The sequence below is a fragment of the Rossellomorea yichunensis genome (assembly GCF_032337515.1).
In the GTDB taxonomy this organism is placed as follows: domain Bacteria; phylum Bacillota; class Bacilli; order Bacillales; family Bacillaceae_B; genus Rossellomorea; species Rossellomorea yichunensis.
In genome coordinates this window covers 389,237-411,714 of sequence record NZ_JAVYAD010000005.1, presented here as the reverse complement: position 1 = coordinate 411,714, position 22,478 = coordinate 389,237, and the positions used below count along the sequence as shown (strand labels likewise).

Annotated in this window: 25 protein-coding genes and 1 pseudogene; 20 read left to right on the top strand and 6 right to left on the bottom strand. The window is 41.6% G+C overall.

Annotated elements, in window-relative coordinates:
* Positions 1–60 precede the first annotated feature (60 nt).
* Complete coding sequence (locus tag RSX31_RS15955; RefSeq protein WP_315635162.1) at positions 61–750, bottom strand: response regulator; 690 nt, start codon at positions 748–750, stop codon at positions 61–63.
* The gene (locus tag RSX31_RS15950; protein WP_315635160.1) at positions 734–2,344 is read right to left on the bottom strand and encodes a sensor histidine kinase; all 1,611 of its coding nucleotides are present in this window, start codon (positions 2,342–2,344) and stop codon (positions 734–736) included. Before RSX31_RS15950 ends, RSX31_RS15955 begins: the two co-directional genes overlap by 17 nt.
* 74 nt (positions 2,345–2,418) lie before the next feature.
* On the opposite strand from RSX31_RS15950, the gene RSX31_RS15945 reads away from it, so the two are divergent.
* Entirely contained in the window at positions 2,419–3,453 is a 1,035-nt protein-coding gene (locus RSX31_RS15945; RefSeq protein WP_315635159.1) for a DctP family TRAP transporter solute-binding subunit, read from the top strand.
* 105 nt (positions 3,454–3,558) lie between these two features.
* On the opposite strand, the gene RSX31_RS15940 is transcribed toward RSX31_RS15945, so the two are convergent.
* A complete protein-coding gene (locus RSX31_RS15940) occupies positions 3,559–3,753 on the bottom strand; it encodes a hypothetical protein (protein ID WP_315635158.1) in 195 nt (64 codons plus the stop codon).
* Positions 3,737–3,859 (bottom strand): hypothetical protein, encoded by a 123-nt coding sequence (locus RSX31_RS15935; RefSeq protein ID WP_315635156.1) that lies wholly within the window; start codon positions 3,857–3,859, stop codon positions 3,737–3,739. The genes RSX31_RS15940 and RSX31_RS15935 overlap by 17 nt, the downstream gene beginning before the upstream one ends.
* Positions 3,860–4,033: 174 nt before the next feature.
* On the opposite strand from RSX31_RS15935, the gene RSX31_RS15930 reads away from it, so the two are divergent.
* The 5 genes and pseudogenes from RSX31_RS15930 (at position 4,034) to RSX31_RS15910 (ending at position 8,201) form a co-directional block, all read left to right on the top strand.
* Positions 4,034–4,960, top strand: a complete 927-nt coding sequence (locus RSX31_RS15930; protein ID WP_148970296.1) for a manganese-dependent inorganic pyrophosphatase — start codon at positions 4,034–4,036, stop codon at positions 4,958–4,960.
* Between the two features lie 76 nt (positions 4,961–5,036).
* Positions 5,037–5,426 (top strand): annotated as a pseudogene (gene gloA2 / locus RSX31_RS15925) (SMU1112c/YaeR family gloxylase I-like metalloprotein).
* A 415-nt stretch (positions 5,427–5,841) separates the two neighbouring features.
* Entirely contained in the window at positions 5,842–6,744 is a 903-nt protein-coding gene (locus tag RSX31_RS15920) for a helix-turn-helix domain-containing protein (RefSeq protein WP_315635155.1), read from the top strand.
* A gap of 41 nt (positions 6,745–6,785) precedes the next feature.
* Positions 6,786–7,673 carry a helix-turn-helix domain-containing protein gene (locus RSX31_RS15915; protein WP_315635154.1) on the top strand — a complete coding sequence of 296 codons (888 nt, stop codon included), beginning with the start codon at positions 6,786–6,788 and terminating at the stop codon, positions 7,671–7,673.
* 66 nt (positions 7,674–7,739) lie between these two features.
* Complete coding sequence (locus RSX31_RS15910; protein ID WP_148970292.1) at positions 7,740–8,201, top strand: hypothetical protein; 462 nt, start codon at positions 7,740–7,742, stop codon at positions 8,199–8,201.
* Between the two features lie 339 nt (positions 8,202–8,540).
* On the opposite strand, the gene murB is transcribed toward RSX31_RS15910, so the two are convergent.
* On the bottom strand, positions 8,541–9,461 hold the full coding sequence (murB, locus tag RSX31_RS15905; protein WP_148970291.1) for a UDP-N-acetylmuramate dehydrogenase: 921 nt from the start codon (positions 9,459–9,461) through the stop codon (positions 8,541–8,543).
* A 280-nt stretch (positions 9,462–9,741) separates the two neighbouring features.
* On the opposite strand from murB, the gene RSX31_RS15900 reads away from it, so the two are divergent.
* The 13 genes from RSX31_RS15900 (at position 9,742) to RSX31_RS15840 (ending at position 20,676) form a co-directional block, all read left to right on the top strand.
* On the top strand, positions 9,742–10,644 hold the full coding sequence (locus RSX31_RS15900) for a DMT family transporter (protein ID WP_315635153.1): 903 nt from the start codon (positions 9,742–9,744) through the stop codon (positions 10,642–10,644).
* A 215-nt stretch (positions 10,645–10,859) separates the two neighbouring features.
* The gene (locus RSX31_RS15895) at positions 10,860–11,711 is read left to right on the top strand and encodes a DegV family protein (protein WP_315635152.1); all 852 of its coding nucleotides are present in this window, start codon (positions 10,860–10,862) and stop codon (positions 11,709–11,711) included.
* Positions 11,712–12,333: 622 nt separating this feature from the next.
* A complete protein-coding gene (locus RSX31_RS15890; RefSeq protein ID WP_315635151.1) occupies positions 12,334–13,413 on the top strand; it encodes a DEAD/DEAH box helicase in 1,080 nt (359 codons plus the stop codon).
* Positions 13,406–14,107, top strand: coding sequence for a ComF family protein (locus RSX31_RS15885; RefSeq protein WP_315635150.1), 702 nt, complete (start codon positions 13,406–13,408; stop codon positions 14,105–14,107). The genes RSX31_RS15890 and RSX31_RS15885 overlap by 8 nt, the downstream gene beginning before the upstream one ends.
* Before the next feature lie 60 nt (positions 14,108–14,167).
* Positions 14,168–14,584, top strand: a complete 417-nt coding sequence (locus RSX31_RS15880) for a TIGR03826 family flagellar region protein (protein WP_315635149.1) — start codon at positions 14,168–14,170, stop codon at positions 14,582–14,584.
* Positions 14,585–14,698: 114 nt separating this feature from the next.
* Positions 14,699–14,965 carry a flagellar biosynthesis anti-sigma factor FlgM gene (flgM, locus tag RSX31_RS15875; RefSeq protein ID WP_315635148.1) on the top strand — a complete coding sequence of 89 codons (267 nt, stop codon included), beginning with the start codon at positions 14,699–14,701 and terminating at the stop codon, positions 14,963–14,965.
* Between the two features lie 17 nt (positions 14,966–14,982).
* Positions 14,983–15,477, top strand: coding sequence for a flagellar protein FlgN (locus RSX31_RS15870; RefSeq protein WP_315635147.1), 495 nt, complete (start codon positions 14,983–14,985; stop codon positions 15,475–15,477).
* Between the two features lie 29 nt (positions 15,478–15,506).
* Positions 15,507–17,084, top strand: coding sequence for a flagellar hook-associated protein FlgK (flgK, locus tag RSX31_RS15865; protein ID WP_315635145.1), 1,578 nt, complete (start codon positions 15,507–15,509; stop codon positions 17,082–17,084).
* A 14-nt stretch (positions 17,085–17,098) separates the two neighbouring features.
* Positions 17,099–18,004, top strand: coding sequence for a flagellar hook-associated protein FlgL (gene flgL / locus RSX31_RS15860; protein ID WP_315635144.1), 906 nt, complete (start codon positions 17,099–17,101; stop codon positions 18,002–18,004).
* Positions 18,005–18,078: 74 nt separating this feature from the next.
* Positions 18,079–18,669 carry a DUF6470 family protein gene (locus tag RSX31_RS15855; protein WP_315635143.1) on the top strand — a complete coding sequence of 197 codons (591 nt, stop codon included), beginning with the start codon at positions 18,079–18,081 and terminating at the stop codon, positions 18,667–18,669.
* A gap of 18 nt (positions 18,670–18,687) precedes the next feature.
* Positions 18,688–19,131 carry a flagellar assembly protein FliW gene (gene fliW / locus RSX31_RS15850; protein WP_315635142.1) on the top strand — a complete coding sequence of 148 codons (444 nt, stop codon included), beginning with the start codon at positions 18,688–18,690 and terminating at the stop codon, positions 19,129–19,131.
* Positions 19,132–19,135: 4 nt separating this feature from the next.
* Positions 19,136–19,357: a carbon storage regulator CsrA gene (gene csrA / locus RSX31_RS15845; RefSeq protein ID WP_315635141.1), complete on the top strand. Its 222-nt coding sequence runs from the start codon at positions 19,136–19,138 to the stop codon at positions 19,355–19,357.
* Positions 19,358–19,515: 158 nt separating this feature from the next.
* On the top strand, positions 19,516–20,676 hold the full coding sequence (locus RSX31_RS15840) for a flagellin N-terminal helical domain-containing protein (RefSeq protein WP_315635140.1): 1,161 nt from the start codon (positions 19,516–19,518) through the stop codon (positions 20,674–20,676).
* Positions 20,677–21,112: 436 nt separating this feature from the next.
* Here RSX31_RS15840 and RSX31_RS15835 read toward each other — a convergent pair whose 3' ends face one another.
* Entirely contained in the window at positions 21,113–21,967 is an 855-nt protein-coding gene (locus tag RSX31_RS15835; protein WP_315635139.1) for a DNA endonuclease, read from the bottom strand.
* 144 nt (positions 21,968–22,111) lie between these two features.
* Between RSX31_RS15835 and flaG the strand changes: the two genes are divergently transcribed.
* Positions 22,112–22,471 carry a flagellar protein FlaG gene (gene flaG / locus RSX31_RS15830; RefSeq protein WP_315635138.1) on the top strand — a complete coding sequence of 120 codons (360 nt, stop codon included), beginning with the start codon at positions 22,112–22,114 and terminating at the stop codon, positions 22,469–22,471.
* Positions 22,472–22,478 lie beyond the last annotated feature (7 nt).

Below are 22,478 nucleotides of genomic sequence, written 5' to 3'. Positions count from 1 at the left end.
TTGGTCCAGGAATGTGGTTGAGGAAAACAAAAAAAGAATGAGGCGTGCCCTCATTCTCACTTACTGCCATTGATATCGATTGATCGGGCGTCCAATACCGCCATACTCGATCATGATTTGAACCTGTCCTGATTTCTGTAAGTAGTCTAAATATCTTCGGGCTGTTACACGGGCAATGCCGATTCCTTCAGCGGTTTCTTCTGCTGATAAGGGGCTTTTCTGGTCTTTTATAAATTGTATGATCTGCTGTAACGTTTGCTGGTTCAATCCCTTAGGTAATTCTTCCTTAACTGAAGGGGATTCAATGGGAGAGGGAACACCCTGAAGCTGATCTAATTCCTGCTGCCCCACGGATCCCTCTCCAGCCATTTGATGTTTAAACATTTGGTACTTTTCAAGAGCTTGTTTCAATCGTTCAAACTTAAAAGGCTTAATGATATAATCGAATACTCCTAATCTCATCATCGTTTTGATGGTTTCTTTATCCTGTGCAGCAGATATGACAATCACATCCACGTCTGTATCATGACTTCGGAAAGCTTGTAACGTTTCAAGACCATTTTGTTTAGGCATAAAGTTATCCAGGAGGACAAGGTCGGGCTGATAGAAAGAAACCTTCTCCGCCCCTTCCTGTCCATTCCCCGCAATGGCACACACTGTAAAGCCGGGTACACGTTCTATGAACATTCGATTGACTTCCTGAACCATTGGATCGTCTTCAATAAGTAATACTTTAATCGGTTCCTTCATGAATGTTCCCTCCATTCATTGGTAAAGTGAGTTGGAATATCGTCCCTTCACCCGGGGTTGACTCCACTTTAATATGACCATCTGCTTTTTCTATAATGCTATGAATCAAGTAGAGGCCGATGCCTGAGCCATCTTTTCCTTTGGTAGTGTATCCTTTTTGAAATAAGTGGGGAAGCTGTTCTTCGGTCATTCCTGCCCCATTATCTTCTATTTCAATATGAAAAGTGTCCGGGGCTTCTTTTAAGTAGATATGAATGACTTTGGTATATTCTCCCGAATCTTTCAGGGCATAAAAGCTATTTTCAATCAGGTTACCTAAGATGATGACAAAATCATGTTCATCGAGAAGAGGGGGGAGGGATTCCAGGCAGCTGTCGGGGTCTATCTTTACTTCTATCCCCATTTCATTTCCTCTCCGGATCTTGCCTAATAGTAATCCTGTCAAACTGTCAAGCTTGATTTGCCGAGTCAGGGTGGCGGTAAGGTGTTCCTCTTCTTGAGAGGATTGAAAGATATAATCGAGAGCTTTCTCTCCTTCTTCTAATTGAATCAGACCGGCAACGGTATGTAATTTATTCTGGTGTTCGTGGTTTTGGACCCTCAATGCCTCAACGAACTCCTTCACTCCAGTCAGTTCTTCTGCCAGTTGAGTCATCTCCGTTCGATCCTGAAACACGGCGACGGCCCCGACAATGCCTCCGTTTACCAAGATGGGGACCCTGGTACTTAGTACAATTTTGTTCTCTAATCTCATTTCTTCATGATAAATCGGTTCCTTCTTGTGTAACACGTCCGGTAATTTTGAAGAAGGAAGTACCTCTTGAATGGATTTTCCGGTTGGATCTCCATTTAACACCAATATGTCTTTGGCTTTCTCATTAAAGACGGTGATCCTTCTTTGATTATCAATGGCAATGATGCCTTCATTCATGGCTTGAAAAGTAGCGGTCCTTTCCACCAGGAGTTTTCCAATTTCGTGAGGTTCCAGCTGAAAGGTATCTTTCTTTATTTGTCTTGCTAATAACCAAGAACCTATGATTCCGAACAGGAGAGTGATGGCACCTATAATGATAAGTTCATTTTGAAGATTCCTCATTATATCGAGTGTAGAGGGGAGCAGTATGCCTACAATGACCACACCGATTTGTTGGTGCTGATCGTTCATGATCGGAACAAACCCCCTGACCGCCGTACCGATTTCCCCCTTAGCTGTCGTCACATAACTATGCTCGGCAAAAGCAGGGCCTTCATCCTTTCCTGCAGAGATGGTCCCAAGCTGCTCATCGGACGGGTGTGAGTAACGGATCCGGTTCATATTGAGGACGACGATGTAGTCAGAGCCATTTACAGTCCTGATATTTTCTACAATGGGCTGGATTTCACCCCATCCTCCTGAATCCTCGAGATGGCTCTGCACGGTAGGAAGATTAGCTACCGTCCTGGCTGTTATAAGTGCCTGGTTTCCCAACTCTTCTTTCTTCATTTCAATCGCTTTTCCGACAAATATAATAAATCCAATGATGAGCGCAAACAGGACTACACCAAAGGATAATATCGTCATTTTCCACCGGATGGGCATTTGTTTTCGATTCATTCTGAATATTCCTTCCTCTTCATTCAAAGTTATTGTACCATTTTTAGTAGAACGGAGAGAGGGGAGGTCCAATCATGAGAACATTTTTCTTTATAGGGTTGTTCATTATAACAGGAATTGCTACAGCCTATTTTGTTGGATTTCATTCTCAGGCCGGCTTTTCCCCGGAATATGATGACGATCAAGAAAAGCTGAAAGATGCTATCGTCATTAAAGTCAGTCATGTTGTTTCTGAGAACACACCGAAAGGAAAAGCAATCAGGCGTTTTAAAGCACTGGTAGAAAAGAATACCAAGGGAAAAGTGAAGGTTGAGATCTACCCGAACGGCTCGCTCTATTCGGATATCAGTGAATGGAATGCTCTTAAAAATAATAATGTTCAAATGATTATCCCTGCCACGTCGAAAGTCTCTGCCTATGTTCCAGCGTATAGTGTGTTCGATTTACCCTTTGCGTTTAATAGTTATGACGATGTTCAACGGGCATTCGAGGGGAATATAGGAGAGGTATTACTTGAAAAGGTAGAAAAACAAGAAAACGTGAAAGGAATTACCTTTTGGTATAACGGATTTAAACAAATCACCAATAGCCAGCGAGCCTTGATCAGGCCGGGTGATTTCAATCGGCTCCACTTCCGTACAATGCCGGGTGAAGTGATAAAAGATCAATATCAAAGGATGGGGGCTGCCGTAAGTCACCTGCCTTTTAATAAAACATACGAGAACTTAGAAGTAGGATTTATAGATGGACAGGAAAATACCATTTCGAATATTTACTCAAAGAAGCTTTATGACCATCAATCGTATCTTACAGTCAGCAACCATACTTACTTAGGCTATGTTGTATTAATGAACGAAGAATTTTGGGATGAGTTACCTGAAGAGTACCGGGTAGAAATTGAAGAAGCGATGAAGCAAACGACGGAGTGGATTCGCAGGCATTCGATTGAAATCAACGATGACCATATGCGTGAATTAAAGAGAAATACTGATTTGGATATCCACATTCTGTTGAATTCGGAAAAAGAAGAATGGATGAAGAAGCTTGATCCTTTGTATGAGGAATATGAAGATGAAATTGGGAAGGAATTAATGAGGGAGATTGATTGAAAAGTGGTCAGGTATATGGTGGTGCCCGATATATATTTTTTTACAGTTGGCGATTAATGATGGAGTTTATCCATGAGGAAAGAGTGGGAGTGAAAGGTTCTGAGGTTATTGCTCCATCCCCACCCGTCGTTTTACTTTAGGGAGATCTTTTTTGTGATCCCAGTTTTCCTTTACCAGAATCGTGATGTTATCCAGGGTATCTTGCTGATTTTCTTCGAGGAGGGTCATTCTGGATTCGAGCTTGTCCATGCGTGTTTCTAGCCCACCCATACGGCTTTCGAGTTTATCCATACCTTTCAAGCTTATCCATCCGAGTTTCTAATTGCGTCATACGTGCATTCATATTGTCTTCAAAACGTGTCATTTGCCCTTGCAACTCTCTTATGGCTTGTAATGCCTGATCCATACTATTTATCACCTCCTTGTCCTCATAGTAACACAGAATTTGGGAATATTGCCTTCATAATCATTGGAAAAAATCTTTCCCAACGGATACGGTTTTGCTTTTAAATATGGTAATATAAGAAAATGTATAGAGAGAAATCAATGATCACCATTACATATAGTTAGGAGAATGATGATGAGTAAAACACTTATTTTCGGACACAAAAATCCAGATACAGATACGATTACATCAGCACTTGTATATGCTGATTTGAAGACAAAAATCGGTATGGACGTGGAGCCAGTACGCCTAGGTGACGTGAACGGTGAAACACAATATGCCCTTGATTATTTTAACGTTGACGCACCTCGTTTGGTTGAAAAGGTTGCCGGTGAAACGGATACGGTTATCCTTGTTGACCACAACGAGCGCCAGCAGAGTGCGGAAGATATCGAAGAAGTACGCGTTCTTGAAGTGATCGACCACCACCGTATCGCCAACTTCGAAACGGCAGATCCTTTATACTACCGTGCAGAGCCGGTTGGATGTACGGCGACAATCTTAAATAAGATCTACAAGGAAAAAGGAGTAGAGGTAACGAAGGAAATGGCTGGATTGATGCTTTCAGCAATTATTTCGGATTCCCTTTTATTCAAATCTCCAACTTGCACAGATGAAGACGTAGCAGCAGCGAATGAACTGGCTGAAATCGCTGGCGTTGATGCTGAAGTCTACGGATTGGAAATGTTAAAAGCCGGTGCCAACATGAGCACGAAATCAGTTGCGGAGCTTGTAACCCTTGATGCGAAAGAATTCTCGATGGGTAACGCGAAGGTAGAAGTGGCTCAAATCAACGTGGTCGATGTGAACGATGTATTCGGTCGCCAGGCAGAAGTGGAAGCAGCGATGGAAACAATGATCAAAGAAAAAGGGTTGGATCTTTTCCTACTGGTTGTGACTGACATCCTGGAAAATGACTCAACGGCATTGGCTCTTGGAAGTAAAGCTGCTGAAGTGGAAAAAGCATTTAATGTAACACTTCAAAACAATACAGCGCTGTTAAAAGGCGTTGTATCACGTAAGAAACAGATCGTACCTGTGTTGACGGATGCGATGAAATAAATGGTTGTCGGAAAGAAGCAGTTTATGTGACTGCTTCTTTTTTTTTTAATAAAATATAGGAGGTGCCTGTCACCATATGAACTTTAGAAAAATACATCACATTGCTATCATCTGCTCTGATTATAATAGATCAAAAAACTTCTATGTCAACAAACTGGGCTTTGAGGTCATACAAGAGGTTTACAGAGAAGAGAGGAATTCTTACAAGATGGACCTCGCGTTGAATGGGGAATATGTTATCGAGCTATTCTCCTTTCCCGCTGCTCCAGCACGTCCAAGTTATCCAGAAGCACGAGGGTAGCGTCATTTAGCATTGGAAGTAGAGGATATTGAAGAGACTGTAAGACTTCTTAAAAAAGAAGGTATTGAAACGGAGGAAATACGAATAGACCCTTACACTCATAAACGATTCACTTTTTTCGAAGATCCGGATGGTCTCCCCTTAGAACTCTATGAAAGAAAGTAGAGGTCCGTCCCTAAAAAAAGAGCACTTCCCATAAAGAGAAGTGCTGTCCAAAGGTATTGTAATTTGTCGTTAAGATAATTAAAACATAAATAGAATAACTTTGAATTATGGATGTAGAACGATTCTCCTTGAAAAATGGAGGAGTTTCTTACGAATATCTTCTTTTTCTATATTAATATAAAAATATTAATATTTTTGCTTGTCGCTAAGTGTCTAAAAAAAAAGAGCACTTCCCACAAGGAGAAGTGCCATCAAAAGGTATTGTAATTTGTCGTTAAATATATTAAAACATAGATTTTAAATGCATGTATTGGCGATTATTAACCTTAAGAGGAAATATAAGCGGATATACCTAAAAAATTTGCATGTTTCCTGTTAAAATATAAAAATATTAATATTTTTTGGAGGTGGGTTTTTGGACTATTCTGTCATCGGTAAAAAGATCAAAGAGTTGAGGAAAGTCGTGGGTTTGACTCAGGGTGAACTGGCAGACGGAATTTGTACTCAAGCCCTGATTAGTCGAATAGAAAAAGGGGATATTTATCCGAGTGCTACGTCTCTATATCAAATTACCAAGAAACTTGGTGTCGATGTGAATTACTTTTTCGAGATTGGTACGACTCCCCGCCTTGAATATGTAAAAGAAGTTGAACGTCAACTAAAGAAGTTAAGAGTGAAATTGAAATATGATGAAATCATCGAGATCGTACAAACAGAAGAGAAGAATCCTTTATTTCTAAAAGATGAAACAAACCTTCAGCTTCTCTACTGGCATAGGGGAATATATGTGAATGAGGTCGATCAAAACAAAGAGGAAGCCTTGAGTATTTTAGAGAAGGCACTCTCCCTGACATATAATAAGAAAAAGGCCATGTCTGAGCGTGAAATGAATATTTTTATCAGTATGGGGATACTGGAATTCAGTCGTCACAATTATGATCGGGCAATAGAAATTTATCAAGGTGTAAATGATGCTTTAACATATAACGACCAACTTCACGACAAGTCCATTAAAACGAGGCTCTTATATAATATCGCCAGGGTATTGACGAGGCTCGGAAACTATCATGAGTCTATCCAGTATTGTGAAGAAGGTATTCGGTGGATTATTCAAGAAGAAACTTTATATGGATTCGCGCAATTAAATTATCATATTGGGTATAACCTGGAGTTGCAAGAGAGATATCAGGAAGCGCTGCCTTATCTAGATAAAGCAGCGATGCTTTTTGATATACAATACAACCCGAAGTTATCCAATTTTATCAAAGGGAATATAGAAAAAATAAAAGAAAAGATCGAAAATGAATTTCAGGCTTAATCACTTTCTTACTTAATAGTACTTCTAGGGAGGCTGGGCTCGTGGATTACTCCATCATTGGTAAAAAGATAAAGGAGCTACGTCAGGTTGTTGGTATAACTCAAGGAGAATTAGGAGAAGGGATATGCACACAGGCACTTATCAGTCGGATTGAAAAGGGAGACATCTATCCCAATGCCACTTCACTTTATCAAATTTCCAAAAAGCTGGGCGTGGATGTGAATTATTTCTTTGAGATAGGAACAACCCCCCGTCTGGACTACATAAAGGAAGTTGAGCGCCAATTGCGTCACTTAAGAAAAAAACACAGATATAAAGAAATGATCGAACTGGTGAGAGCAGAAGAAAACAATCCACTTTTTAAAGAAAGGGAAAACCTTCAACTCCTTTATTGGCACAAGGGAATCTATATATTTGAGATTGAAAATAATCAGGATGAAGCCTTTCAACTGTTAAATGAAGCCTTTTCTCTTACGGGAGACAGTAAAAAAGCGCTTTCGGAAAGGGAAATGGAGATTCTCCTAACCATCGGAGGTTTTTATGTAGGGACAGAAGATTATGTCAAAGCTCTTCAATATTATGATCAAGTTAGGGATGCTATCCATACTACTGGACAACTAAGCGATAAATCAATTAAAACCCGATTGCTTTACAATAAAGCAAGGGTATTGACAAGATTAGGAAAATATAGAGAGTCGATTGATCATTGCAGGGAAGCAATCAAGTGGTGCATTGAAGAGGAACACTTATATGGTTTAGCACAACTACATTATCATTTAAGCTACAATTTCGAGCTGAAAGAGAACTACGAACAAGCATTTTCTTATATAGAAAGATCAATAATGATGTTTGAGATGCTTGGAAATGATGAACATAAGACTTTTCTGACTGATAAGAAAGAGCAATTATACCTCAAGACGCTGTCATAATATTTCTGTTTCATACATTTAACATGTCCTTCATAAGCATGATTATAGATGAGGAGTGTTGGATGTATGAGAAGGAAAAGCCCTGTTCCTCTATTTATCGGAGCAATCGTTGCCATTTTTCTTGTAGTGGCTCTGTTTATGTTTATTGGAAAAACCCAGGAACCTGATTCACCCGAAGAAGTGATCGAAGAATTTTACAATTTTGAAAAAGGCGGTGACTTCGGTAACGCATGGGAGTTGTTTCATTCCGAAATGCAAAATAAGTTCCCCAAATCCTCATATATCCAGACGAAAAACCATGTATTCATGGGACATATGGGGGTCGATGAGTTTGAGGTGGAGGTCGGCAGTATTGAAAAGGAGAAGGAGTTTACGTTTAACGAAGAAGGGCTTCAATTTAAAAATGTCCGAAAAGCGGAAGTGAACTTGTATTTTGATAGTCAGTTTGGTGAAATGATGATCACACAAACCTGTTTTGTAGCCATAGAAGAAGGAGAATGGAGGGTACTATGGAACTATAACTTCTAATGTAATGATTAAAATGAAATTTTTCACTGAATTTGGTTTTATCTAGAATTTTTCGGGTAAAAAGAAACTAATATTTTTCAAAGGAGGGCATTAGTTGTGTCGCTACTCTATTTTAAGGCTCGAGAAGCTTATGAACTGGATGCGAAGGTATCTCAATCCCAAATCACGAGATTGAGAGAGTTTCGCAGAACCAAGCCCGCCCCTGTTGCCAAAAAAAGATAGCTAATGGTTCCTAGAAAATTGGAATTTAGCCCCTGCTCAGTCTAAATTTATTTAGACTGTTTTTTTTTGTTTAAATTAACGCATAAAAAAGTCAGGAATCCAATGATTCCTGACTTTTTATTCCAAATCTTCTCCGATGATGCGTACTTCCCGTTCAAGTTCCACATCAAATTTTTCTTTCACTGTTTTTTGAACGTGTTCAATGAGTGAAATATAATCAGAGGCTGTCGCATTGTCTTTATTCACGATGAAACCGGCATGCTTCGTGGAGACTTCAGCGCCGCCAAAGTTCGTTCCTTGAAGCTCACTGTCCTGAATAAGCTTACCTGCGAAATATCCTGGTGGTCGTTTGAAGACACTTCCGCAAGATGGGTATTCTAGTGGCTGCTTCGATTCCCGTTTATCTGTGAGATCATCCATAACGGCCTTGATCTCTTCGTAGTCGCCAGGCTTTAAACTGAAGGTCGCTTCCAGTACAATATCGCCTTTTTCAGAAATATTGCTGTGACGGTAATCAAGCTCTAATTCTGCGGCTGTACGTTTTACCAGGTTCCCTTCCCGGTCGACGACATGGCAATAATCCAGTACATCTTTAATTTCTCCGCCATAAGCCCCTGCATTCATGAATAGTGCGCCACCAACGGTACCTGGAATCCCACAGGCGAATTCAAGTCCTGATAATTTCTCAGCTAACGCGCGTCTCGATACATCAATGATGGCTGCACCACTTTGAGCGACAATCAGTTGATCAGTCGTTTTGATGTCTTTAAAGTTTTTCAGATGAAGAACAATTCCACGAATTCCACCATCTTTTACAATCAAATTCGATCCGTTACCTAACAAGGTAAATGGGACATCCACTTCATTTGACAGCTTCACGATATTTTGAACTTCTTCATAAGTGGTTGGCGTTAAGAAGAAATCAGCTCTTCCGCCTAACTTCGTGTACAGATGCTCTCGTAACAATTCATCACGTTTGATATTGTCAGAATGCATCACCTTTGATAATTCTTCAAACACTTTTTCCTTATTGTACATTCTATATCAGTCCTATAAAGTAATTTTCGTCTTCTCTAAGTTAAATCCTACCCCACCATTATATGACGAAAACCCATGAAAGTTAAATGGTTTCAGTTGGCAGATGTGAATCCCCTTCGAATGAACCTCATTAATTGGAAAAGAATGCTTTATTATAGGTCGAAAATATGAAAAAAGAATGTTCCCATCTTAAGCAAAGTAAGATAGGATAGAACTAACAAAATATGTTATAACGTCTATTTAACTATTAAATTATACAATTTAGGGAGGAGGAAGCGAATTGGCCAGATTATATGTAGCCTTAATTGGTTTAAGCCTCATTTGGGGGATGTCGTTTGTTTTTATCAAGTGGATGGTGGATCCCGTTGGTGTGTGGGGGACGGTATTTTTACGTTGTTTAGCCGGGGCGCTTGTGCTTCTTCCGATCTTTTTCATACAGAGGAGAAAAAAGGAGAGGAAATCGCTCCCTATTTGGAAACTGATCGTCGTTGGGATTGGTAATGCGGCGTTACCATGGACCCTGATCGCTTTAAGTGAAACACAGATTAATAGTAATACAGCCTCCATTTTAAACGCAACGACTCCCATTTGGACGGGGCTGGCAGGATTTTTGTTTTTCTCTGTCACACTGACCGGGTATCAATGGATTGGAATTGTCGTTGGATTTATGGGAATTCTTGTCCTGATGAATTTCGAGGTGAGCGGGATTTTCACTTCTGATTTTGTAGGGGTAGGGACGATGGTGCTTGCGACCATGAGCTACGCGTTTGCTTCACAGTTCACAAAAAAATACCTGGCTGGAACGAGTGTCGTTGTCATTTCTACATTTCAGCTTTTGATTGGGGCAGCGGTAGGTTTTGTGGGAATGATATTGACCAATCCGATTTCTATTGGAGACTTGTTAACAGGAGAGGTCATCCTCGGTATCTTAGGATTAGGCTGTTTAGGATCAGGAGTAGCAACGCTTCTTTATTTCTATATCATGACGAATGGAAGTCCGGAGTTCGCTTCGACGGTGACATACTTGATTCCAGGTACCGCGATGATTTGGGGATTCGTTCTTCTGAGGGAACCTGTCACGCATAACCTGATACTGGGATTACTCATCATTTTTGCAGGAGTATTCCTATCGTCAAGAAAATCGAAAAAAATCGTCTCATCATTGCCTGTTGGCACGAGGTAAGACCTTTAAACAAACGTTTGATTAGGACATGGGACCCCTTGTACCATATGGGTTCAGAGTCTTAAACAAACGTTTGTTTCGTTTTGATGAGCCGAAACTCCCGAGAAACTAATGCAAACCAACTTGTTTTCATATAAAATGAAAAGGATACATAAGGTAGACTAGACAAGCTCGCAGCACGGGCTATAAAAATAAACAATAAGGATGGTAATTCTATGAAAACGGCAATTGTAACGGATAGTACCGCCTACATCCCGAAAGAATTGCGTGATCAACTGAACATACATATGATTCCTCTCAGCGTCATTTTCGGAGGAGAAACCTATCAAGAAGAAGTTGATATTACGGCAAGTGAATTTTATGAAGAGGTCAGCACCCAGGAAAAGCTTCCAACCACTTCACAGCCTCCAGTCGGAAAGTTCGTCGAGCTATTCGATAAGCTTTCAAAGGACTACGACGCCGTCATTTCCATCCATCTATCCAGTGGAATCAGCGGAACGTATCAAGGTGCCGTACAAGCTGGGGAAATGGTCGAGGGTATTAAAGTGTACCCCTATGACTCGGAAATCAGCTGCATGATCCAGGGCTTCTATGCCATTGAAGGGGCCAAACTTGGCCGTGAAGGGAAAACGGCTGAAGAAATCATTGCGCTATTGGATGAAATGAAGCAATCGGTACAGGCATACTTCATGGTTGATGACCTGGCTCACTTGCAGCGCGGAGGCAGGCTATCACAAGCTCAGGCCATCATCGGAAGCCTTTTGCAGGTGAAACCCTTGCTTCACTTTGTTGATAAAGTGATTGTTCCATTTGAAAAAATCCGTACGAAGAAGAAAGCGTTGAAACGGGTAGAGTCTTTGCTTGAAGAAGCTGTTTCTTCCAGAGAAGAGTTTCAGGCATCGATTATCCATGCGAATCGTGAAGAAGATGCGATTGAGTGGAAGAACGAGCTTCAAGAGAAGTATCCGAATGTGGAGTTCAATGTTAGTATTTTCGGTCCTGTGATCGGTACTCATTTAGGTGAGGGATCGATGGGGATGGGATGGGCTCGGAAGATGAGTCGATAGTTTTGATTGTACCAGGTACAAATTGCGTTTTTTGTACCTGGTACATTTCCCACGATTTGTACCAGGTACAATTTGGTCATCATGTATCAGGTACAATCCCTAACTCCCCGGTGCCCGGCACAAAACAACGTTTTTGTGCCGGGCACCATTTTTATTAGGCAGGATTTTCACGTCCTTATGTAGAATACATCACTATCCAAGATAAGGAGTGATGTTTTTGCGCTTTGCTTTTGCAGATAATGGGTTAATACCAGAACCCCTTATAGAACATGAAACCCCCGTTCTACAAAGGATATCAGAATTCCCTTTCCTTCCACCTCAACCTCTCAACCTGTCATTTCGTTTTTCTCCAGAGCTTCAATCCTTTCTTAGCGGACGTTCATTGCTACTGGACGAGATCCCGTTTTCAATCGACACCCTTCAAGATCACTACGTGAATGGCTTTGTATCCTATCAAAAAGGTGTGGAAAAAAGCTGTTGCCACCGTTGTGGAAATACCAGCCCCCATCTATTCACTTCATTTTCCTGCTCCAGATGCCACACTCCGTGCACCTACTGCCGTAACTGCATCATGATGGGCAGGGTATCGGAGTGCACACCACTCATAACCTGGAAAGGACCGGTGCCAACATCAGAAACGATTCCCACTATTAAATGGTCAGGCACTCTATCACAAGCGCAAAAGACAGCTTCTGAACAAATGGTATTGGCCGTTAAAGAAAGTAAGGACCTGCTCGTTTGGGCGGTGTGCGGGGCTGGAAAGACCGAGGTTCTCTTTGAGGGAATCCATGAAGCTCTTAGGGAGAATAAACGGGTATGCATTGCCGCACCTCGAACGGATGTCATCCTTGAATTGTCTCCACGGATTAAAAAGGTGTTCCCTGATACTGGGGTGACCACCCTTTATGGAGGCTCGGAAGAACGGAACACCTATGGCCAGCTTGTTCTATCCACCACCCACCAATTGTACCGATTCCATGACGCCTTCGATGTCATGATCATTGATGAAGTGGACGCCTTTCCATACTCCTATGATTCTTCCCTGCAATGGGCAGTGGAAAAAGCTCGTAAGCCTCAGTCCTCGATTATCTACCTTACAGCTACCCCTGATCGAAATACACAGAAGCAATGTGCAGCAGGAAAGCGCTCCTTTATCCAGATCCCGGCCCGTTTCCACCGCCATCCCATCCCTCTCCCAAAGTTTGTATGGTGCGGTCTTTGGAAAAAGACTTTGAAGAAAAATCGAATCCCACATCCTTTGAAAAAATGGACATTATCAAAACTCCAGCAATCCAAACAAGCCCTCATATTCTTCCCGACTGTCAAATTTATGGAAAAAGCCCTGCCATTATTTCAAAAAATGAATCCCCTTATCGAATCCGTCCATGCCGAAGACCCAGAACGAAAAGAGAAGGTAATGAAAATGCGAAACAAAGAGATTCCGATTCTATTGACCACCACCATTTTAGAGAGGGGCGTGACGATTCCGAACATCGATGTCGCCGTCCTGGGAGCAGAAGAAAAGATTTTTACGGAAAGCGCCCTCGTGCAAATCGCTGGAAGAGTAGGGCGCAGTGCTGACTATCCAAAAGGAGACATTATCTATTTTCATTACGGTCGAACGGGGGAGATGATCAAAGCCCTTCTTCATATTAATCAGATGAATAAAGAAGCAGGGAAAAGAGGATTGCTTAATGGTTAATAAATGTTTGATTTGTGATGATAAACTGGACGAGATCATGTCCTGGAGAGGGTTGTTTTACCGGGAACCTCAATTTCTGTGTTCTGCGTGTGATAAACAACTGGTGAAGATAGAAGGGAAGCGTTGTTTGGGGTGCTCCCGGTCATTAGATGATCTGGCTCCGCAATTAATTAAGGGCGACGTGTGCCTGGACTGTCATCGGTGGGAAGTGGATCCTGAGTGGAAAGGGATTCTACATCAGAATTTTTCATTATATCGTTATAATGACTTTCTTAAAGAGTATCTGGCAAAGTATAAGTATCGGGGGGACTACGTGTTGGCAAAAGCGTTCTCCCATACTATTAAAACCTATATCGCTAAAGTGGATTACGACCTCATCATTCCCATCCCGCTAAGTGAGGAACGCCTCTATGAGAGAGGGTTCAACCAATCTACCGCTCTATTGGAGGAAGCAGGGGTCCGTCCCTCCAACATACTCACACGACTGCATTCTGAAAAACAGTCGAAAAAGTCAAGGAAGGACCGTCTTCGTCAAGAACAGGTTTTTCAGTTGGTTGAATCCGATCTGAAGGGTAAATCGGCTTTGCTTTTTGACGATATTTACACGACGGGAACGACCTTGAGGCAGGCGGCAAAGCTTTTGAGGGAAGCGGGGGCTGAAAAGGTATCTTCCCTAACTCTTGCCAGGGGTTAAAGCAATTTTTATTACTGCCGATATAACGAATAAGAGAAGCTTCATCGGGAGGAACCAATTATGTCAGAGATTATCAACTGTCCACGCTGCAACGCTATTTTTATGAAAAATAAATTCCGTGATGTGTGTGACAAATGCTATAAAGAAGAAGAAACGATGTACGAAACTGTCTATCAATTTTTAAAAAAGCGGGATAACCGAGCTGCGACAATGGAGCGTGTCATTGAAGTGACGGGTGTAGATGAGGAACTTCTATATAAATGGGTGAAAAAAGGCCGCATTCAGACGAGACAGTTTCCAAATATGGGTTATCCTTGTGATAAATGCGGGAAGATTATAGGGATGGGTAGGATTTGCAGTGATTGTTCCTCTGAACTTGCCAGTGATTTGAAAAAGTTCGAAACCGAGCAGGAATGGAAGAATAAATCAAAGGACTCCGGTCAGAGAACGTATTACACCATGAGAGAGAAGAACTAGAAGGTCAGTACATAAATCAGGAAAAACTAACCAGGCCCTAAAGCTAAACAAACCACGTTTTTATCCGATATACTAGGTAGAAACAATGGACGTGATGAAAGCGAGGAGAAAATGATGAAGATTAACAATATCGGAAATCAGAACATCAATCCTTATAAGCGCAATCTTAACAAGATGGACCAGGTCGGCAAAACGGAAAAGAACATATCCGACAAAATTGAAATTTCTTCTGCTGCAAAAGAAATGCAGGAGGTTTCCAAACTCGGCAAAGAGCGCCAGGCTAGAGTGGAAGCTTTAAAAGATCAAGTTCAGAGCGGGAACTATACCATCGACCCGAGAGCCATCGCTAAAGGATTGAAGAATTTCTATAACGGACAATAAAAAGGGAGCGAACAAACATGTCAGCAACCAATCTAACGATAACTCTTGAAAAACTGTATAAGCTGCATAAAAGTTTGTTCGATCTTTCAATGGATAAAACGGACGTCATCAAAAAAGGTGATATGAGTGAACTCGATCGTGTCCTGAAGGATGAACAAAAGCACTTGGCTGCCATCAATACGGTGGAAGCTGAGCGGCAGCGGGAATCCAGTCACTATCTTCAATCACGGGGAGTGCCTTTCAACGGGGCACCCACGATATCTCAGTGCATCGAGCACAGTTCACCCCAAGACCAAGAAACGCTCGCCCATTGGCAGCAAAAATTAGTCGGAATCATCGGAGAGTTGAAAGTCCGAAATGAGCTGAATCAAAAGCTTGTCTATCAATCTCTTCAATTCGTGAATATGAATCTATCCATGACGCAACCGCAGCCGGATCAATCAACCTATTCACGTCCAAATGGTGAAAAGAAATCACCAACCGGAAGATCCATGTTTGATTCGAAAGCTTAGCACTTACTAATTGAAACGGAGGCAACACCATGCGATCCACTTTTATGGGCCTGGAAACGGCAAAACGAGGCATGTACACCCAGCAGGGCGCCCTTTATACAACCGGTCACAATATCTCCAACGCAAATACCCCTGGATATACCCGTCAACGAGTCAATTTTGAACAAACGACACCCTATCCTGCCCCCTCTATGAACCGTCCGCAAATCCCAGGTCAAATCGGAACCGGAGTCGACGCCGGTTCGATTCAACGCGTGCGTGATTCTTTCCTCGACATGCAGTATAGAGGTGAAAACCAAAAGCTTGGCTACTGGGAAACAAAAATGGAAGCGATGAAGAAGATGGAAGAGGTCATGAATGAACCATCGGATTCAGGCTTATCTAAAACGATGGATATGTTCTGGCAGTCCCTTCAGGATCTAGCCGTTAATCCGTCCAACTCAGGTGCACGGTCAGTCGTTGTTGAAAGAGGAAAAGCCGTTGCTGAAACATTCAATTACTTATCGTCATCCTTAACGAGTGTCAGGGGCGACCTGAAAAATGAGCTGTCTGTCAGTGAAAAGCAAATCAATTCCCTGTCCAGACAAATCGATAACATCAATAAACAAATAGCTTATGTTGAACCACATGGCTATCTTCCAAATGATCTATATGATGAACGGGACCGATTGATCGATGAACTTTCACAGCATGTCTCCATTCAAACGAGCTACCAATCCAATGGGGGAGCGTCTTCACCTATCGCAGAAGGTGCGGTCACTGTCACATTGGTCGGTAAGGATGGAAACCTGGCCGTCAACCTGGTCGGGCAAGGTGGAGTCAATGAACTTAAGCTTACCTATGAAGGCCCTCAAAATACGGTGGATTCCGTAACCATCGGTAATCAGACGCTCGACATTAAAGACTTCTTATCACAAGGCGAAGGGAAATTGAGAGCCCTTGTCGATACATACGGCTTCAAAAATAAAGAAGGTGAAGCAGAAGGCTCCTACATCAGCATGCTCGATGAACTGGACAGCATGGCGTACGAGTTCGCCAAAGCATTCAATGACCAGCATCAAAAAGGTTTCACACCTGAACAAATGAACGATCCAAACTTTGATCCTGACAACGATACTCCGGATACACCGAAGTTCTTCCAGGATGCAATGAATGCCGCAGCAGATTTGGACGGTGTGCCTAAAGCAGGATTCGCTCAAAGATTACAGGTTGCCGATGAAATGAGTAACCTCGATAACATCGCCACAGCGGGTGCAGATAATCCCACACTTGGTGACGCATCAAATGTTCTGGCGCTTGCCGACATCATCACTACGACTAAACTGCCTTATGGTGAAAAAGAAGCCTCATTCCAAGGGCACTTTGAATCCGTGATCGGAAAAATGGCAGTAGAATCACAAGAATCCGTGCGACTCGCAAGCAACTCCGGCGTACTAAGAGGAGCAGTGGACGAACGCCGAATGTCCGTCAGCGGTGTGTCCCTTGACGAAGAAATGACCGACATGATCAAATTCCAGCATGCCTACAACGCCTCTGCCAGAATGATCACACTGCAGGACGAAATGCTCGATAAAATCATCAACGGCATGGGAACCGTTGGAAGGTAGGTAGGTGAAATAATATGCGCGTAACACAAAGTATGCTGACAGCGAACTCAATGAGAAATCTTAGTTCTTCTTATGGACGAATGGGACAACTTCAGGACCAGTTGGCGACAGGGAAGAAGATTACGAAGCCTTCGGATGATCCGGTTGTTGCGATGAAAGGGATGTTTTATCGCTCGAATCTGACTGGGATTGAACAGTATAAACGGAATCTATCGGAACTTTATTTATGGATGGAGAACTCCGAATCCGGAATTGAGCAGGCAAATCAAGGGTTGCAGCGTGTCAGGGAATTGACGCTTCAAGGGAAAAATGGAACATTGAGTCCGGAAGACCGTAAAGCCGTAGCTGTTGAGATTGAACAGATTAAACAGGATTTGGTCAGTGTCGCTGAAACGAAAGTAGCGGGGAGATATATTTTTCATGGAACGGACGTTGGGAATTCTCCGATTAAGGATGGGAATCCTGCAGATGGCAGTGCTCCTAAGGTTGCTGATAATTTAGGAAGCGGTGCAATCGATGCTTATCCTGTAGAGGTTTCACAAGGTGTTTCTTTAAAAGCCAATGTTAATCCTAATAAGGTCTTTAATCAGAAACTGTTTGATACAGTGCACAACATTCAAAAGGCATTGGAATCTGGAGATGATTCGGCTCTTGATACCGAGCTTGAGAACCTGGACAGCGTAATGAACACATTATCAGCAGAACGATCTGAATTAGGTGCTCGCTACAATCGTCTTGAAATGGTAGATGACCGATTAGCGCAGCAGGAAGTGACAGCTAATCGCATTCTTTCAGACAACGAGGATGCTGATATTGAACGCGTTATCACGGACTTGAAAACCCAGGAAAGCGTACATCGCGCAGCACTCAGCGTTGGAGCCAGAATCATTCAGCCGACATTAATGGATTTTCTACGATAAAAGCAAGGGGACTGACCCTTTAAGGTGTTTTGTCACCTTAGGGTCAGTCCCTTTTTATATGGAGGTGAGTATGTGTGAACGTTCCACAAATAAGATTGCAGTCCACGTCAGCTGCCCTGAGCATCCGGACGACTCCAGGCCGTATGGACATTGAGCAGCCACCGGCAGAATTGGATATCCAACAGCCGCAGGCAAAGATGGAAATTGAACGGAAGCCATCCAAACTGACCATCGACCAAACTGAGGCACGAGCTGATATGGACTTGAAATCAGTGCGTCGCAGGATAGAAGAATATTCCCAACAAGGATATGAAGACTGGCTGGCGGGACTTGCCCGTGTCGCCAAGGACGGGGATGAACTGATGATGATCGAGAATGGCGGGGATGCGATTACCGCTCAGGCTAAGCGGAACAGTGAGGATCCGATGTATGAATTTAACATAGGATGGATTCCTTCGGCTGGAAGTGTCAAGATTGGATACGATCCTGGAAGCGTCAAGGTTAACATTGAACCGCAAAAAGTGGTGAATCACTCCCGTCCTCAAAAGCCCAATATACAGTATACTCCAGCCAATGTAGATGTCAGTTTGAAACGGTATGCAGACTTACAAATTGATTTTGCAAACTTAAAACACGTAGGGATCAACTACGAACAAGAAATATAGAATGAAGGAATGAAGCGGATGAAAATTGATACGAAATATCATGGAGTAATAGAAGTAATTCCAGAAGAAGTTTTGACATTCGAACACGGGATCCCCGGGTTTGGGGAAGAGAAGCAGTTTGTCCTATTGCCACTTCCGGAAAATGAGTGGTTTCATATATTACAATCGGTGAAGACTCCCGAGCTTGGGTTTGTGGTGACAGATCCGTTTGTGTTCTTTAAGGAATATGATTTTGAGCTGGATCAGGCGATCGTGGAGTTACTGAGTAATCCTTCTGAAAAAGAAGTACAGGTGCTTTCTATTCTTACCGTACGTGAAGTGCTAAATGAATCTACCGCGAATTTGCAGGCACCGATTATTCTTAATCTCGCAAATCGTAGAGGAAAACAAGTTATCTTAAACAACCCAGACTATCAAACCAAGCATCTGATCTTTGCTCAGCCTGCAGGAAAGAAGGGTTGAGGGGATGTTAGTACTGACAAGGAAGACGGGGGAAACCATTCAGATTGGGGATGACATTGAGCTAACGGTCATTTCTGTAAAAGGTGATCAAGTGAAACTCGGGATCAATGCCCCAAAGAACGTAGATATCCATCGGAAAGAAGTCTATCTGTCTATTCAGGAGGAAAACACCGAAGCTTCGAAAGGAATCGACAATCTGTTTAACCTTTTGCCAAAAAATGATTAATTATTTTTCTCAAACTATTAAACACCAGTAGAAACGACCGATAATAGTACTGTAAGCAATGAGGAGAAGGGCGGCCGACCTTTGTGACTTGTTGCAAACTACTAAACTTTTATAGTTCACATGGATGTGGGCTTACTTTCAAGGAGGAAATTTAAGTTATGAGAATTAATCATAATATTGCGGCTTTGAATACTTATCGTCAGTTGAATAGTGCTGGAAACTCACAATCTAAATCTATGGAAAAACTTTCATCAGGTCTTCGTATTAACCGTGCAGGAGACGATGCTGCCGGGTTAGCAATTTCTGAGAAGATGCGTGGGCAGATCCGAGGATTAGATCAAGCCTCTAAAAACTCACAAGATGGTATTTCTATGATTCAAACAGCTGAAGGAGCATTAAATGAAACACACGATATTCTTCAGCGTATGCGTGAATTAGCGGTACAATCTTCAAATGATACGAATACTGATTCTGATCGCAAAGAATTACAAAAAGAAGTAAACCAGTTAACTCAAGAAATTGATAGAATTGCTAACACTACCGAGTTTAATACTCAAAAATTACTTGATGGGTCAAAAGTTGGACTGAAAGATAAAGTAGATGGTTCTGTAACATTACAAAATAATAGTAATGCTACAATAACGGCAGTTGCTTCTGATAGTGATGCTCTAGCAAAATCAGGTACAATCACTATTACTAGAACTACTGAAGCTGCTAGTGATGATACTGCTTTCTCTATTTCTAACCCAAATGGATTAGGTACGATTGCATTAGCTGCTGATCTTTCATCTATTAGTTCAACTGACTTTGGAGCAGCGACAATCGATTTAACAGGGTTAGCTAACATGAAATCTGGAGAAAGTATTACACTTTCAATTGGAAAAATGGAAGCTGCAGAAACAGATGTTAGCGAAGCATTTTCTTTCCAAATCGGGGCGAATTCTGGCCAAAATATGCTTGTAGGCATAAACAGTATGAAAGCTGATGATTTAGGTGTAACAGACGGTTCAGGGAATGGTATTGACATTACTTCGGCCGAAAAGGCAACTGCTGCAATTACCTCCATTAATACAGCTATTGAAAAAGTATCAGGTGAACGTTCTAAACTTGGGGCTTCACAAAATCGTTTAGAGCATACTATTAACAACTTGAATACATCTTCTGAAAACTTAACAGCTGCAGAATCACGTGTTAGAGACGTCGATATGGCGAAAGAAATGATGAATCAAACAAAAAATTCCATTCTTTCTCAAGCAGCACAAGCAATGTTGGCTCAATCCAATCAAATGCCTCAAGGAGTTTTACAACTTCTGAGATAAATGACTCGAGGGCGTCCAGTTTGGTAACGAGCTGGAGAATAACTGGGTGAATTGCTGGAACTTCCTAAAGCTTTATCAACCACAACGTAACTGGAAACGGTAGGCGGAAGGGTTTGAAAATGATATAGATGCAACAATGGATAATCAGCAGCCAAGCTCCTGTGAGGAAACTCTGGAGAAGGTTCAACGACTAGAGAATACGGTCTAAGGCGAAAGCTATGACTATGAATCTCGTAGGACAGGGAATCCTGTTCGAAGTGCCCAGCCCCTTACATACAAGGGTGAAGATATAGTCTATTCTGTAATTGAAAGATACAGTCGCAAAGCAAGCGAACCAACAACCACAAGGAGTTTTACAACTTCTTCGTTAATTTTAAATTGTTTTCGAGAGACTCTAAGGCTTCCTAGAGTCTCTTTTTTTGATATTTCCAAATAATTATAATATCCCTTCACTTCGCAATTCTTTTAGTTTGTAAACTACGGACCAATAGCTTCTACCTAAAGTTTTGGCAATCTCTATATCTTTAACACCACTCTTCTTTAGGAGTATCATTTTTCTTACTTCTTCAGCAGTATAATTTTTGGATCTATCCGAGGAAGAAGCGATAATTTGATATTTAGGATATTGTTTAAAAAACTTTTCCTCCTCCTGTTTCAGCCTCCATTCCCAATTAGACTTATAGTACATACTTTCACATGTCAAAGTAATGGGAGAAAGTAAGTTCAAGAAATTGTATGTTAAGTCTGTTGAGGTTCCTTTTAAAATATAACCATGACCATCTCTTCTTTTACTTAGTTTGAAATCAATTTGAAATGTATTTAAAATGTGTTGCTGTAGTACTTCCAATCCCTCTTTGGGGTAATTTTGAAGGTATAAGTAAATATGAGGGGTTAAGTAAATCTTCTTGTTTCGATGATTAATTCTTTTAGAGATTGATAGAGAACCATCATCTAGATAAAGAGCTGTTAAAAAATAGGGAGAGGTACAATACTTCAGAATCTTTATTGGGATTTGCTTAGAATGATTATTGTAGAAGTATGGGAATAGCTCGGTGAAAAGTGGATCAGATTTTGAACGCATGGTTTGACTTTTCTTTGTTAGATATAAGAGCTCTGGGAAGAATGAAGCTTTCCAAATCCGGTAGCTTTCTTGTTCTATACCATAATGCTCACGATAACTATGATTTTTCCGACGTGAATGAGGGTATATTTTTGTGATTTCACCGTCACCCAGTATGCTCCCTACAAGTAAATTCCTTTGTATAGAAGACAGATTTAGGAACTTCTCCATCCATTACAACTCCCTTTAATAAGAACATATGCTCTGAATTTATTTTACTATATACCCTCATGGAAACAAAATAAAGCCTATTCTCCCTAAACTTTCCCCTTCAAAATCCGATATAACCCATATAACCCTCAGGAGGATCAAAAGATGATTGATAAAGTGACAGGCGGAGTTTCAGGAGTACAATCATTTACTAAATTAGAGAACCAAACAAGCGAAGAAGTGAAACAAATTCAAGCACAGGAGCGACACCATGAAGAAACCACAACCAAAGAACCTGTCACCAAAGTAAAATTGGAAGATGTCGTTCATGGGATGAATGAGTTTATGTCCACTTCGAATACACACCTCAAATTTGAATTTCATGATAAATTGAAAGAATACTATGTGACCATTGTTGATGATCGTACGCAGGAGATAGTGAAAGAAATACCGGCAAAGAAAATGCTAGATATGCATGCCGCAATGACGGAATTTGTTGGTTTACTAGTCGATAAGAAGGTTTAATGGAAGG

Bases quoted from the DNA above. Each gene is read 5' to 3' on its own strand.
- flgM (WP_315635148.1), top strand. From the start codon at position 14,699: ATGAAGATTAACAATATCGGAAATCAGAACATCAATCCTTATAAGCGC.
- RSX31_RS15895 (WP_315635152.1), top strand. From the start codon at position 10,860: ATGAAAACGGCAATTGTAACGGATAGTACCGCCTACATCCCGAAAGAA.
- csrA (WP_315635141.1), top strand. From the start codon at position 19,136: ATGTTAGTACTGACAAGGAAGACGGGGGAAACCATTCAGATTGGGGAT.
- flaG (WP_315635138.1), top strand. From the start codon at position 22,112: ATGATTGATAAAGTGACAGGCGGAGTTTCAGGAGTACAATCATTTACT.
- RSX31_RS15945 (WP_315635159.1), top strand. From the start codon at position 2,419: ATGAGAACATTTTTCTTTATAGGGTTGTTCATTATAACAGGAATTGCT.
- RSX31_RS15880 (WP_315635149.1), top strand. From the start codon at position 14,168: ATGTCAGAGATTATCAACTGTCCACGCTGCAACGCTATTTTTATGAAA.
- RSX31_RS15910 (WP_148970292.1), top strand. From the start codon at position 7,740: ATGAGAAGGAAAAGCCCTGTTCCTCTATTTATCGGAGCAATCGTTGCC.
- RSX31_RS15930 (WP_148970296.1), top strand. From the start codon at position 4,034: ATGAGTAAAACACTTATTTTCGGACACAAAAATCCAGATACAGATACG.
- RSX31_RS15950 (WP_315635160.1), bottom strand. From the start codon at position 2,344: ATGAATCGAAAACAAATGCCCATCCGGTGGAAAATGACGATATTATCC.
- murB (WP_148970291.1), bottom strand. From the start codon at position 9,461: ATGTACAATAAGGAAAAAGTGTTTGAAGAATTATCAAAGGTGATGCAT.
- RSX31_RS15840 (WP_315635140.1), top strand. From the start codon at position 19,516: ATGAGAATTAATCATAATATTGCGGCTTTGAATACTTATCGTCAGTTG.
- RSX31_RS15935 (WP_315635156.1), bottom strand. From the start codon at position 3,859: ATGGATCAGGCATTACAAGCCATAAGAGAGTTGCAAGGGCAAATGACA.
- RSX31_RS15870 (WP_315635147.1), top strand. From the start codon at position 14,983: ATGTCAGCAACCAATCTAACGATAACTCTTGAAAAACTGTATAAGCTG.
- RSX31_RS15835 (WP_315635139.1), bottom strand. From the start codon at position 21,967: ATGGAGAAGTTCCTAAATCTGTCTTCTATACAAAGGAATTTACTTGTA.
- flgK (WP_315635145.1), top strand. From the start codon at position 15,507: ATGCGATCCACTTTTATGGGCCTGGAAACGGCAAAACGAGGCATGTAC.
- flgL (WP_315635144.1), top strand. From the start codon at position 17,099: ATGCGCGTAACACAAAGTATGCTGACAGCGAACTCAATGAGAAATCTT.
- RSX31_RS15885 (WP_315635150.1), top strand. From the start codon at position 13,406: ATGGTTAATAAATGTTTGATTTGTGATGATAAACTGGACGAGATCATG.
- RSX31_RS15955 (WP_315635162.1), bottom strand. From the start codon at position 750: ATGAAGGAACCGATTAAAGTATTACTTATTGAAGACGATCCAATGGTT.
- fliW (WP_315635142.1), top strand. From the start codon at position 18,688: ATGAAAATTGATACGAAATATCATGGAGTAATAGAAGTAATTCCAGAA.